Genomic DNA, 12,837 nt, shown 5'->3' on the forward strand with positions numbered 1-12,837 from the left:
GACAGGGACCCTCTACCCCACTAATAGCCATAGATATATTAGAAAATAATTCCATATTTAGTGACAAATCTCACAGATAGGATTTCATATTACATGATAAATTCAAGGTGTAATCATGAAGCACTATTTTGGCAATTTAAAGGAGAGATCATCATTATGAAAGCAGTAGTCGTGAATCCAAATGCTAAAGCAAACATTGAAGTAATTGAAAAAGAAGTCAGATCCCTACAACTAGGTGAAGCTTTAGTTGATGTAGAATTTTGTGGAGTTTGTCATACTGATTTACACGTAGCTGCTGGTGACTTTGGTGTGGTTGAAGGTCGTATCCTTGGCCATGAAGGGATCGGTACGGTGTCTAAAGTGGCTGATGATGTGACTAGCTTAAAGGTCGGCGACCGGGTAAGCATTGCATGGCTATTCCAATCTTGTGGTAGATGTGAATATTGTACAACTGGTAGAGAAACATTTTGCCGTAACGTAAAGAATTCTGGTTATAGTGTTGATGGCGGCATGGCTGAACAATGTATCGTAACGGCTGATTACGCCGTTAAAGTACCTGAAGGATTAGAACCAGCACAAGCGAGTAGTATTACATGTGCAGGAGTTACTACTTATAAAGCAATCAAAGTTTCGAATATTGAGCCAGGACAATGGATTGTCATCTATGGTTGTGGTGGATTAGGAAATCTTGCTATCCAATATGCGAAACAGGTGTTTAATGCAAAAGTGATTGCTGTTGATATTAATGATGATAAACTTGCTTTGGCCAAAGAAATTGGTGCAGATATGACGATCAACCCTCTAACACAAGGGGATGCGGATCAAATCATTCAAGAAGAAATCGGTGGAGCGCATGCTGCCGTTGTCACAGCCGTTTCTAAGGTAGCTTTTAACTCAGCAGTCAATGCTGTCCGTGCGTGTGGTAAGGTCATCGCTGTAGGTTTACCATCCGAAACGATGGACTTAGATATACCTCGACTTGTACTGGATGGTATTGAAGTAGTTGGATCATTAGTGGGTACACGTCGAGACTTAGAAGAAGCTTTCCAATTCGGTGCAGAAGGTAAAGTCGTACCAATTGTTCAAACCCGTTGCCTAAATGAAGTACAAGATGTATTCGAAGAAATGAAACAAGGAAAGATTCAAGGTCGAATGGTGATTGATTTTAAGAAGGTATAAGAGTAACCTCATTCAAGATAAATCATTAGTGTATTAACAGATAGATCTATTGTATTTGCAATTTAATAGGTTTATTTGAGGCTGGATCACTATATACTTGTGGCCCAGCCTTTTGTTTTTAAATAGATTGTTTCGCCATAAAAAACCCACCATAAGAGGTGGGGTTGGTTTTACATGTAGCATTCTTATAATTTAAATCGAGCGGCAAGCATATTAAGTGCTTCTGCCATTTTAGCAAGCTCTGTGGAAGTAGCAGCTGTTTGTTCTACTCCAGCAGCTGTTTCTTCAGAGACCGCCGCAATATTTTGAGTAGCAAGTAACACTTCCTGCGATTGTGCCATTTGCTCTTCACTTGCAGCTGCAATTTCAGCTACCATTTGGGCAGATTTTTTGACAAGTAACACAATTTCGTTGAATGTCATTCCAACATTATTAGTTTTCTCATTTCCTTGATTCACCGCATCCACTGTTTCCTTCGTGTTTGACTGGATAGACTGAATAAGAACAGAGATTTCTTTTGTTGCATTTTTACTTCGCTCCGCTAATTTTCTCACTTCATCTGCAACGACAGAGAAGCCTTTTCCAGATTCACCTGCTCTTGCTGCTTCAATGGCTGCGTTTAATGCCAACAGGTTGGTTTGTTCAGCAATTTCATCAATGACTTGTAAGATATCACCGATTTGAATCGATTTATTAGATAGCTCTGTAATTCTTTCATTAATTAATTTCATGCCTTCTAGTGTTTCCTGTACAACATGCTGTCCTCTGTTTGCTGCGTCAACAGTAGATTCAGCAGACTGTGATGTACTTTCAGCATTTTTTGTAACATTCTCCACAGCAGATGCCATTTCTTTAACCATTTCTGCTGCACTACTCGCTTCATTTGCCTGTTGCTGGCTTCCACTTGCAATTTCTTCCGTACTTGCACTGATTTCTTCTGAGCTTGATGCCAGATTGCTCGCACTCGAGCTTAATTGATAGACGATTTCTTTCAAAGAAGTGACCATTGCATTAAAGCTCTTTGTAAGAGTAGCCACTTCATCTTTTCCTTTCACTTCAATCTCATTCACTCGAAGATCACCATCAGCCACAAGCTGTAGGTTTTCCGTCACACGGATTAATGGCCTTGTAATTCCTCTTGTTAAGAAGAAGGCAATCCCAACGCCAAGTATAAGTGAAATGGCTATAAACATTATGATGAGTGTTCTAGCCTGTGCATATTCGACATCCCCTTGATCACTTGCACTGGCTGCACCTGTTTGATTAATTTCCACCAGTTCATCTAATTTGCCAATCATCTCGCTATACTGCTGTTCTGCTTCCTTCACTTTTGCGGCAGCTTTTACGTTATCATTATTTCTACTTGAGTCAATTACCTCAATGTGAACGAGATTAAATTCTTCAAACTCTTTTTGAAAATCATTAAATAGCTCTTTTTCTTTATCTGTCGTTAAAAGTGGTTCGTATAACTGTAAGGAATCATTTATTGAAGCAGTAGTCTCTGTTATTTCTATTTCGTATTCTGCCATCACATCTTCATCAGTTGATGTCACATGCTTTAACTCTAAAGCTACTAACTTCTCCAAATTGCCTTTTGCCTCTAATACATATTGCACAGAAGGTAACCAATTTTCTTTAATTTCTGTAGATCTATCGTTAATATCCGACATTTTTACAATCGACAATACACCTAATCCACCCATAATAAGTAGAATTGATAAAAAACCCGCATATAACTTTTTACCCACGGTCCATTTCATTTGAAATTCCCCCAGTATTTTTCTGTGTTGATACTCTTAGTATAATGAGAAAAGTACAAGAGCCATATAGCCCAACATTCCTGTATCTTTCATGGATTTAGTAGGATGTACACCATGTATAATAGGATGTCATTCCTACATAAAATTTAATAGTTTTGCCGTGGATCAAGGGTGAATCAAGGGTGAATCAAGGGGACAGGGACTTTGTTCCATTAAAAATATCCACAGCGATACTGCAGCTCTAAATTACTCTCCTTCCGTTTTTCCTAAACAAAAAAACACCTACCATAAAACGGTGTAGGTGTAATGATTGCAAATACTTTAAAGAAAAACATCCTCCATATTACTTCACGGCCCTCACGTTAATCCATTGATCCACGTGGTGCAAAGACATAAATGCTAGGTTTGTGAGACGAAGTCCCTGTCCCCTTCTATCCCTCCCCTTCTATCCCTGATATCTAAAATAATCAGAAACCGCACAATTAGGCTGCATGCCTGGTACAAAATCAGATAGCTTGTTTAAGAAGTAACAGGATTCTGGAAAGTGATGCTCTAAAAAGCGTAAATCAGTTGAGTTGAACACTTCATCATCTTTGTATAGCTCTAATATATGCTCCACTGTTTCATTAAAGGCGGCGACCGTTTTAATAACGTCTTGAGCGAATTGAATTTGTGCGGAGAAATTGGGTTGAATGAATCGTAAATAACCTTTTATGGCATCATTTTTTAGCATATGTGCAGAAAATACTTTAATCATGTTATTCACACGTTCAAGCATCAACTGCTCGACCCCATCTAATGATCTTCTTAATAAGGAGGCATGACCAAGCTGATCTTCTAGCCATAGATCTAATAAATCCACCAATGGAAGCGGAGGATATTCCATGCCCTTCATATAGTATTGAAGGATTCTTAAGTACTCAGCATTTTCATTTGTCGTCCCGTTAAAGTAGGTTGGCGTGATGTTTATTTTCACTTCATTATTAATTCTGAGATTCATAATCTTTCCTTCAAAACGATAATAATCATAAGCAGCCTGTGCAGAAATCTTAGAAAATTCAATTAGTGCCTGAGAACTTACATCACTTTGACTTGAAATTTGTTGAAGCTGAGCTCTAATCGTAGCAAATCTAGATATAAACCCATTTGCCTCGTTTACCAGTGTAGTTTCTGCTGGAGAAAGATAATCCCTCACAAAAACTGCATGATCTAAAAGAATATTCACCCAAAAATAGTGTTCTTCCCATGGAGTGAGCCTATTACTTCTATTCACAATCATCCCCCTAACTTAATCATCCTTTCTATATAGTATTTTTAAAAACCATGAACATGAATAAATTACCTGCTAAAGTAGAAAATGAGGTCAATGGTATATGGATGAACCTTCTCCCCCTAGTAATATAAAACCTCAACGAATAAGCATTTTATTCAAACTTTACTATATGTATTACCTTGAAAATGATGATTACATGTAACAAAGTGGACAGAACTCGTCCCCTAATTCCTAGCCATCCATAATATAAAGGGAGGGGATAGAACTGATCCTCTCGCCCCCAAACTCTACTTATTAAACTGCGGCAAATACTCCTTATTCTCTTGTAGAATATCATGCAATATATTCTTTGCTTTATCCACTGATCCCACTAACGGGTGAATCGTAAGTGCTTGTAGGGCAGCATCGTAATCTCCATGTACAGCTGCTTCTACTGTTAATTCTTCAAATGCTTTTACAACCTGCAGTAATCCTCTTACTTGTGGAGGAATCGGTGAACGTAGCTGTATTGGATGAGCTCCTTCTGAATCAATCACACAATTAACCTCTATCGAAACATCATCCGGCAGTGCTGGAATAATCCCATTATTTTTCACATTCACGGTCTGAATATCTTTTTTATTGTTATAAATTGATCGAATGAGGTTGATGGCAGCCTCAGAGTAATAGGCACCCCCACGCTTTTCTAACTGTGGTGGTTTAATGTTTAGATTAGGGTCTTTATATAGTTCAAATAATTCTTTTTCTACCTGCTTCACTTCGTCCGCTCTCGTTCCTTTTTCTTGAAACGAAGCCTGTTGCTCCTCTAGCATCGTATCACTCATATAGTAATATCTGTGATAGCTACAAGGAATCATTCCAAGCGATTGTAAAAACTCAGGATCCCAGAGAAGATCAGGAATGTTCTTTGCCGTTAAGTTCTTCTGTGTTGAGAACGCATTCAACATTTCCTTCGTTCGATCTTCACCATTAATTAATACCTTTGTTGTCCAATTTAGATGGTTGATTCCTAGTACTTCAATATCAACAGCTGAAACGTCTACTTCCATCATTTTTGCAATCGCCATCTTCGTTCCGATTGGAAGATTACATAAACCAATTGTCTTTACATTTGAATGCTTGATGACTGCCTCTGTTACAATCCCCGCTGGATTTGTGAAGTTTAGTAGAAAAGCATTTGGAGCTAATTCCTCTATTTCTTTACATATATCTAATATAACAGGAACTGTTCGTAATGCTTTTGCAAACCCACCCGCACCTGTTGTTTCTTGACCGATACAACCATAACGAAATGGTATTCTTTCATCTCTTGAACGTGCATCTAGCATCCCTACTCGGATTTGTGTCGTAACAAAATCAGCCCCGGCAATTGCCTCTCTCCGATTTAAGGTAAGATGTATATTAATTGGAACGTTTGCTTTTTCTACCATTCTTTTGGCAAGTGCTCCAACTATTTCAAGTTTTTCTTTACCTTCTTCTATATCGACTAGATATAAATCTCGAACTGGTAATTCATCGTAATTCTTGATTAGACCTTCGATCAGTTCAGGAGTATAAGAAGAGCCCCCACCAATTACTGCTATCTTAAGATTCTTTTCCATGGAAAATACCACTCCCTACTATTTCTTAGTATCATACCCACCATATTGGATAAACTTATCCTGCATTTCTTGAGTCACAGGTAGATTCAGATGATCCATCGCTAACATGATTGCCCCATACACAGGCTCCATTTTCGGAATAATGATGTCTATCCTAGGATTTTCCTGTTCCATTGTGCTTCGTAATAATCGCAATAGGTGTTCATTCTTCCCTTTTTGAACGACACTACCCACTAACACAATCGGGATTGGAGTAGTTTCAATACCGCCAAGCCTTTTTATCACAGAATTAGCCGCAAGCCCGAGTTCTTTACCAACACGTTCTAGTAAACTGATTGCCAGTTGATCTCCACAATCTGCTGCTTGGTGTAAGACAATAGCAAGACTACTAGGAACTGTATTGATGTCTTTGTCTAGATAGTCATGAAACACTTCTTCCATACTTTCATACCCTAAATGCTTTGATACCATTGCTGGTAGGACAGACGCGGGTTCACGAAGTTCCCAAGAGCGTACGGCCATTCTAAACGTCTCTTTTGCCAATTCATAGCCACCTACACCAATGCCATCACCATAAAAATAACCAAATCCACCTGTTTGAATGACGTCTCCTTGTTCATTTCTACCCGCGGCATTTGTACCACTTCCACAGACAAGGACTACCCCTACATTATTCGAACTCCCTGTTCTAAGACCCTCCATCGTATCACAAACAACCTCCCAGTTATCAAAAGGTAACCGTGACAACGCCGGCCTTAAAATAGAAAAATCCTTCTCCCGATCCGCCCCAGCTAAACCATACAACACAAAAGATATATCCCTATAATCCAGATTAGCTGAGTGCAAAGCTTGATTGATCGAATCCTTAATATTTCTGATAGCGCTCTCAATTCCATTTAACTGATGATTACCATGTCCAGACACACCTTGCCCGACGCGGTTCCCATCTTCATCACATATTACCGTGAAGGTTTTACTTCCGCCTCCATCCACTCCCATAACATACCGCATCTGATCTGCTCCTTTTCATCATGCATCATGTCTTGTCCAGCAGTGTCAAAACCTCGTTCTTCTATTCTCAATAGAGAAATTCCCTTACTAAAATAGATGAGACAATATCTTCATTGCTTAGAGCCACCTGTGTTTTTTTATAAGTATATCACTAGTTTGGTATATAATTGGTAGGATAAATTATGGATATATTCGGATAAAAAAAACCCCTCACTTTTTTTAAATAGTGGGCGCTAGGTCCAAATGGTCAGGACTTTGTCAAAATTATTTAGAAAGAAGGACATCCCTACGAGAGGGTACTTCCCTCATCTCCTTCTACTTGTTTCATATAATACGTCATCCAGAATGAAAACAAGAGGAAAGAGATACATTCTTTCCTTTGACATAGAATCAGTCGTGAACGCTAGATTATGATCATGTCAGGGATAAGATATTATTATTCTAAAGTAATAGTTTTACGAACCAATTTGAAGTTAATTTATTTCCACCATAGAGAAACAGCTGTATAACAATTTACTTTGAAAAGTTTAATTAAACGTTTGTTTAAATTCGGTCGACTATTTGCTATTTCTAAATACTAAGAAAGGCCTCTTATTTCTAATTCAAGTATGAGCCCTAATCTAGAAATTCTTTCTCAGAAAAATCCGGCCACAGCACATCGGTAAACCCAAACTCAGTGTAGGGCAACTACCAGAGCAGGAAATTACTTAGAATCGTACCCTTGCTCCCCTCAGCAGATGAATTACTTTCTCATTTCATCTATCTCGGTTTTATTGATAAGATAAAATGGAATACTTAACTTGAACTCATTAAATAATCTATTTTAAAGAAGGAACATAATGGAGGAGAAATCTGATATCACTTTATGTGATTACTGAAGTCAGGAATTGATTCTATTTTGTAAAAGGAGGCGTCACGATGTCTGTTGATTGGGCTAAATGGGAGAAGACCAGAAAATTAGGGATGTTTAGATTTATACTACTGTATGGAATTTTACTCTACGGGACAGCTGTATTCTTTGTGATCTTGGGACTTGCTGTGATTATCGGCATTTCTCAACCTATTAGTGAACACATAACCCGAGCCATATTTTTGGGAATATTCTTTGGCATTTATTATTGGCTCACTACTGAATCAAAGTATAAAAAACATATAAATAATAAATCTTGAAAAACTAGTAAAAAGTCTCCTATAAAATAAAAAAGGAGAAGCAGAGTTACCTATCCTTAGTCCAAATTATATAAAAAGAAGGGAGCATCATGATCTGATGTCCCTTTACGTTTATTGATTAAATAATAAGATTTGATTCTTCCCATTTTGCTTTGCCTGATACAGACTCTTGTCAGCTAATTGAAAGAGGTCTTTAAATTCCTTTACCTGCCCTTTTTGATTGTCTGCTACACCCATGCTCGTCTTAATAGCTAATGTTTGCCCTTGACTTTCAATGTGTAAGTCCTTTAGAGATTCTTGTAGCATTTCAGCCTTCCATAAGCTAGCCTCTGTTGTTTCACCATATAGAAGAATCACAAACTCATCTCCACCGTAGCGACCGATTAGGTTATGTTCATTGAATGTACTTTTACACACTGTACCTACTTGTTTGATGACCTCATCCCCGCATAAATGACCATACGTATCATTTATTGCTTTAAAATCATCCACATCAAATGCAATACACACGACGTTTTCATTCTCACTATTTGCTTTTTTAAGCCATTCATTTGCGGTTGTTTCCAAATAACTTCTATTATAAACACCTGACAGAAAATCCATATTAGCCTTCCGTTCCATTTCTTTCACATGATGTTTAACTTCAATCTTAATTGCTTTTAAAGAAAGCTCTCGTTGATTGATTTCATTTAATAGCGAAATGTACTCTTTTTGAATAAGGTACCCTAGCTGTATATCTCCCATTTCATCACAGATTTTACAGCGTTCCTCTTGAATGATTTTAAGCAAATAAAGATCCTGGTAGCTTTCCACAAGTTCTTTGGCTGCATTGAAGGATTCCATTGCTTCCTTCCAATTAGTCTGCTTCACATGCCATTTGCCTCTCAATATATAACTCTGAGATTTCTCTCTAATGAATGAATCAAGTACGCTCTGTTCCTCAATTTCCTTAATGAGGTTATCAGCAATCTCCATCTCTCCCAGTCCAATATATGCTAGAGCGATATTTAAACTGACACGAATTTCTAATATGGGACTTGCTGGAGTATGCTTCTTCGCCATGTCCAGTCCTAGCTTAGCCGTGGTTAAAGCTTCCTCATAGTTTTCTTCCAGAATCAGAACGTGGGTTAAGTTACTATATCCATTACTGACTATATTGTATTTCTCAAGCTTTTCTCCTAGCTCAATACTTTTCGTCAACGTCTGTTTCGCACGATCGTAATCTTTATTATAGTCATAAAGCAAAAATAGCACGTTAAAAAGCTGAAGATGATCTGCTTCATCACCATGAGTCCTACATATCTCGCTATATGCTTCTATACTAATAAATGCTTCTTCTATGTCACCTATACAATAATAAGAGGCAGCTAGATTGATATATGCCACTAATAAAGACTTATGGCTATTTACTTCCACCGCCAGCCTTATCAACTCATAACAAGCCTCAATCGTTTCCTTATATTTACCTTCTGCTCTAAGTACAGTAACCTGCTGCTGAAGTACAAGTAAGTCTCTTTGTTCCATATGACCCTACCCCATCCGTTGTATATATGATTGTGATTTTTCTATGGCTCAGTAAAAAATACTTATTTTTATTATATAACATTTACTGGTAGTTGGATGGTTGAAATAAGCGATGAATGGAAAAAAAGAGGAAAAAATAGGGGTTAATTTAATATAATCGATACAAGGGGACAGATTGATCCCTTATGTCCTCCTCTCAAAGCCTTAACTACCCTCAACAACACGCTCACACTTGGGACAATCAAAAAATACATCATTTGTATGAAATCCAACAAACCCATGCCTCCTAAGGACTAACTAATAATTCAACTGTAGTAGTTTCATTGTGAGTTTTCAACAAAATATTATAAATTTATCCATTAAAATAAGCCCGGAGCTCAATAACTAGGTCGCAATAATTATTTCTAGGTTATGACTAAAATTCTTTGTTTTTTCAACTATTAATTTCTTTAGAATTGTATTATTAGAAGATCGTTCTCAAGTTAATTTTTTGGCATCACAAAGAAATCCCCTCAAAACAAATCATTATGTAATGTTTAATTAAACGTTTTTTTAAATTAGAGTAATTATTTTCTATTTCAAAATAATACATCCGCCAAAACATAGGAACGGTTCTCACCCTTCCATCGGAAGCATAAAAACCGTCCCTTTGTTTCTAAAACAAACAGGCTTTCCTATCTACACAGGCAATCTCTAGTAATAACGATATGGTGCATAATTACCTTGATGCAAAGTATGTGCGAATCCTTTAGGATGGGGCATTGTATAGTCTTGGGATGGCCAATGTTTAACATCTAGTTTATTGTAATAAATCGGTGTGCCCGGGGTATATGCACAAACATTGCCTTCTAGCACAGGGTAGTTCATATGTGTCTGAGTTATATTTGTCGCATTCATTTGAACTTGACCACCTACCTGAAATGGTAAATAGTGGCTGCTTTTATAATTCCGAGGGACATTTCCATAAGGATAATAATTCAATTGTAGTACCTCCATAAGAATATTTTTTCCTAATATCTTTATGCACCAATTGGGTATTTGCTCATGAATAACCCCTAATTTACTTTTCGTCTTCACGAACACTGATCAATATGAATATACTACGTGTATCAACTTGAAATGAGGTGAAGTTATGTTTCCAACGCACATTAACAATATTTTTGGCATCCGTATTAATAACAGTTCAAACAATGCTTCCATTAACTATGGGAATGCATTGCATAAGGGACACCAGGCGAACAATAAAATGAATGTAGGTTACCTGCAGCCAGGAGATGCAAATTTCTCACCACTCCAATTCAATAATTCAAACTTTTCAAATGATCCGGATGTTTCTGATCAAGCACAAGCACAGATTTAAGCAGATAAGCATGATATGTATCTAGTAAATGCCAGTTGTTTAGTAGAATTTATATAAATGTTTTTATGTCTAAGTGTTTGAAGGAGGTACCACACATGACTCATGTTAATAACATTTTTGGCATTCGCATTAACAGTGCTTCTAGTAATGCCTCCATAAACTTCGGGAATGTCTTGCATAAGGGACACCAGGCAAATCTTAAAATGAATGTTGGTTACCTTCAGTCTGGGGATGCCAATAATAGTCCCTTACAATTTAATAATACCAATCATGCCAATGATTCTGATGTACAGGATCAAGCTCAACAACAACTATAATCAACCCAATGAAAGGCTGACTACTATGAACTTGCAAATTAACATTAAAAACATAAGAGTCAATACCATCAGTACATTGGGTTCTATAAATGTTGGGAAGGTAGTTCTAGCAGATAACAGAGCCCAATCCTTAAAGGCTCCAAAGGCAAATTACGAAGAAAATAAAGTAGATAAACAGGACATAGGAGATCTTGTCCCCGAACAGATGGTTTCCGAAAAAAAATGGCCGACAGATTCCTAATTCATTCCCATTTCAAAAGACTTGTGACGAGGAGTGTTATTTTTGAATAAGCAAGGGTACTACTATCATCAACCCAATTATTATTATCCCCACTACGATCCTTACCAACGATTATATGTTCAACCAACCTATCCATCTCCACATGCTTCACTCAATCAGCATGTCCAAGAGACTTCACATAAAATGAGGGAATCATATGGTAAGGAACAGATTGAACAGTCAAATGAGAACAAAGCTTTAGATTACACTGAACAAACACTCGGCGAACAGATAAAAAAAATCTACGATAAGTTAAACCAAATAGAAGAAGAAAATAAACAATTAAAAGAAAAAATTGAAAAGATACAACCCGTCACGATAGAAAATATTAATTACAAAATACAAGATTTAAGTGTAAAAGATCTTTCTGGAACCTTACTTGTCGGATTAACCTCTTTAAGCGATGCTGAAAATTTAAAAAAGCTTCTACAAGGAAATGATTCCATTGAGCTTAGCGATTTGGATACTGAAGATACTGACATGCCAATAGATCAAGAAGACGAAGATCAATTGTAATACTTATGTAAAGAAATTGCTCTCCTTTTCTCTTAGTAATTTATACAACAATCTTACAGCCTCTTGCTCATTTTTCGGTAGATCCCCTGATGATACTAAGTCAGGTACCATCCTAAATAGCCGTGAAATAATAGGCATGTGTAGTTTTGCCTTACGAATACACTCCTCATTGACAAGGAGGTCAATCCCTCCTACATCTAGAAGTTCGCCGTCCTTTAAAATAACAACCATATCTGCCCAGCTGGCTGCAAAATTAACATCGTGGGTTGATAAGATAATAGTCTTACCCATATAATGTAAGCCTTGTAATAATCCTGCCACTTCATCTTGACCTTGTGGATCTAAATACGACATAGGCTCATCTAGTACTACGATATCAGGTCTCATTGCTAGAATGCCAGCAATGGCCACCCTTTTCTTTTGCCCATAGCTTAACTGATAAGGTGGCTGATCCTTAAATTCTAGCATCCCTACATTTCCTAGTGCAGCAGTACAAACCTCTTTCGTTTCAGTTTCCGATAATCTAAGGTTCCGAGGACCAAATTCAACATCTTCCCACACAGTTCCTGAAAATACTTGATCGTCTGGATCTTGAAACACTAAGCCAACTTTTTTCCTAATTTGACGAGCTGTTTTTTTGGACAATGGTGTTCCCATAATAGAAATTGTTCCTCGAGCAGGAAGCTTCAGTCCATTAAGATGATGTAGTAATGTTGATTTACCCGCTCCATTTGGACCGAGTAAAGCTACTTTTGCTCCCATTGGAATGGTCAAGGATATATCCTTTAATACCTCATTGCCATTTTGATATTGGTAGTATACATTTTCAAATTCTATTGCATTCAT

General features: G+C 37.3%; 13 protein-coding genes and 1 pseudogene. 6 read left to right on the forward strand and 8 right to left on the reverse strand.

The window, feature by feature from the left end:
• Positions 1–156 precede the first annotated feature (156 nt).
• Positions 157–1,179, forward strand: coding sequence for an alcohol dehydrogenase AdhP (adhP, locus tag M1D60_RS20045; protein ID WP_456279502.1), 1,023 nt, complete (start codon positions 157–159; stop codon positions 1,177–1,179).
• A gap of 185 nt (positions 1,180–1,364) precedes the next feature.
• Here the strand turns inward: adhP and M1D60_RS20050 are convergent, their stop codons facing one another.
• The 5 genes and pseudogenes from M1D60_RS20050 to M1D60_RS20070 all read right to left on the reverse strand — a co-directional run.
• Entirely contained in the window at positions 1,365–2,939 is a 1,575-nt protein-coding gene (locus tag M1D60_RS20050; protein WP_456276589.1) for a methyl-accepting chemotaxis protein, read from the reverse strand.
• 445 nt (positions 2,940–3,384) lie between these two features.
• On the reverse strand, positions 3,385–4,212 hold the full coding sequence (locus M1D60_RS20055) for a DUF2935 domain-containing protein (protein WP_456276590.1): 828 nt from the start codon (positions 4,210–4,212) through the stop codon (positions 3,385–3,387).
• A gap of 287 nt (positions 4,213–4,499) precedes the next feature.
• Positions 4,500–5,813, reverse strand: a complete 1,314-nt coding sequence (locus M1D60_RS20060) for a 6-phospho-beta-glucosidase (RefSeq protein WP_456276591.1) — start codon at positions 5,811–5,813, stop codon at positions 4,500–4,502.
• An 18-nt stretch (positions 5,814–5,831) separates the two neighbouring features.
• On the reverse strand, positions 5,832–6,824 hold the full coding sequence (locus M1D60_RS20065; protein WP_456276592.1) for an N-acetylglucosamine kinase: 993 nt from the start codon (positions 6,822–6,824) through the stop codon (positions 5,832–5,834).
• Between the two features lie 615 nt (positions 6,825–7,439).
• Positions 7,440–7,535, reverse strand: a pseudogene (locus M1D60_RS20070) (undecaprenyl diphosphate synthase family protein); the annotation flags it as partial.
• 207 nt (positions 7,536–7,742) lie between these two features.
• On the opposite strand from M1D60_RS20070, the gene M1D60_RS20075 reads away from it, so the two are divergent.
• Complete coding sequence (locus M1D60_RS20075) at positions 7,743–7,994, forward strand: hypothetical protein (RefSeq protein ID WP_456276593.1); 252 nt, start codon at positions 7,743–7,745, stop codon at positions 7,992–7,994.
• Positions 7,995–8,105: 111 nt separating this feature from the next.
• On the opposite strand, the gene M1D60_RS20080 is transcribed toward M1D60_RS20075, so the two are convergent.
• On the reverse strand, positions 8,106–9,518 hold the full coding sequence (locus M1D60_RS20080; RefSeq protein ID WP_456276594.1) for a diguanylate cyclase: 1,413 nt from the start codon (positions 9,516–9,518) through the stop codon (positions 8,106–8,108).
• A 693-nt stretch (positions 9,519–10,211) separates the two neighbouring features.
• A complete protein-coding gene (locus M1D60_RS20085) occupies positions 10,212–10,514 on the reverse strand; it encodes a hypothetical protein (protein WP_456276595.1) in 303 nt (100 codons plus the stop codon).
• A 136-nt stretch (positions 10,515–10,650) separates the two neighbouring features.
• Between M1D60_RS20085 and M1D60_RS20090 the strand changes: the two genes are divergently transcribed.
• The 4 genes from M1D60_RS20090 to gerPC all read left to right on the forward strand — a co-directional run bounded on the left by M1D60_RS20090 (position 10,651) and on the right by gerPC (position 11,991).
• The gene (locus M1D60_RS20090) at positions 10,651–10,878 is read left to right on the forward strand and encodes a spore germination protein (RefSeq protein WP_456276596.1); all 228 of its coding nucleotides are present in this window, start codon (positions 10,651–10,653) and stop codon (positions 10,876–10,878) included.
• Between the two features lie 95 nt (positions 10,879–10,973).
• Entirely contained in the window at positions 10,974–11,195 is a 222-nt protein-coding gene (locus tag M1D60_RS20095; protein WP_456276597.1) for a spore germination protein, read from the forward strand.
• 25 nt (positions 11,196–11,220) lie between these two features.
• Complete coding sequence (locus M1D60_RS20100; protein WP_456276598.1) at positions 11,221–11,436, forward strand: hypothetical protein; 216 nt, start codon at positions 11,221–11,223, stop codon at positions 11,434–11,436.
• Between the two features lie 42 nt (positions 11,437–11,478).
• Positions 11,479–11,991: a spore germination protein GerPC gene (gerPC, locus tag M1D60_RS20105; protein WP_456276599.1), complete on the forward strand. Its 513-nt coding sequence runs from the start codon at positions 11,479–11,481 to the stop codon at positions 11,989–11,991.
• A 3-nt stretch (positions 11,992–11,994) separates the two neighbouring features.
• On the opposite strand, the gene M1D60_RS20110 is transcribed toward gerPC, so the two are convergent.
• Complete coding sequence (locus M1D60_RS20110) at positions 11,995–12,837, reverse strand: ATP-binding cassette domain-containing protein (RefSeq protein WP_456276600.1); 843 nt, start codon at positions 12,835–12,837, stop codon at positions 11,995–11,997.

Source organism: Bacillus sp. AK128 (assembly GCF_053903075.1).

What these genes read in the sequence shown, in the direction of transcription:
- M1D60_RS20060 (WP_456276591.1), bottom strand. Translation starts at nt 5,813, where the DNA reads ATGGAAAAGAATCTTAAGATAGCAGTAATTGGTGGGGGCTCTTCTTAT.
- M1D60_RS20100 (WP_456276598.1), top strand. Translation starts at nt 11,221, where the DNA reads ATGAACTTGCAAATTAACATTAAAAACATAAGAGTCAATACCATCAGT.
- M1D60_RS20065 (WP_456276592.1), bottom strand. Translation starts at nt 6,824, where the DNA reads ATGCGGTATGTTATGGGAGTGGATGGAGGCGGAAGTAAAACCTTCACG.
- M1D60_RS20050 (WP_456276589.1), bottom strand. Translation starts at nt 2,939, where the DNA reads ATGAAATGGACCGTGGGTAAAAAGTTATATGCGGGTTTTTTATCAATT.
- M1D60_RS20085 (WP_456276595.1), bottom strand. Translation starts at nt 10,514, where the DNA reads ATGGAGGTACTACAATTGAATTATTATCCTTATGGAAATGTCCCTCGG.
- M1D60_RS20080 (WP_456276594.1), bottom strand. Translation starts at nt 9,518, where the DNA reads ATGGAACAAAGAGACTTACTTGTACTTCAGCAGCAGGTTACTGTACTT.
- adhP (WP_456279502.1), top strand. Translation starts at nt 157, where the DNA reads ATGAAAGCAGTAGTCGTGAATCCAAATGCTAAAGCAAACATTGAAGTA.
- M1D60_RS20090 (WP_456276596.1), top strand. Translation starts at nt 10,651, where the DNA reads ATGTTTCCAACGCACATTAACAATATTTTTGGCATCCGTATTAATAAC.
- M1D60_RS20110 (WP_456276600.1), bottom strand. Translation starts at nt 12,837, where the DNA reads ATGAATGCAATAGAATTTGAAAATGTATACTACCAATATCAAAATGGC.
- M1D60_RS20095 (WP_456276597.1), top strand. Translation starts at nt 10,974, where the DNA reads ATGACTCATGTTAATAACATTTTTGGCATTCGCATTAACAGTGCTTCT.
- M1D60_RS20075 (WP_456276593.1), top strand. Translation starts at nt 7,743, where the DNA reads ATGTCTGTTGATTGGGCTAAATGGGAGAAGACCAGAAAATTAGGGATG.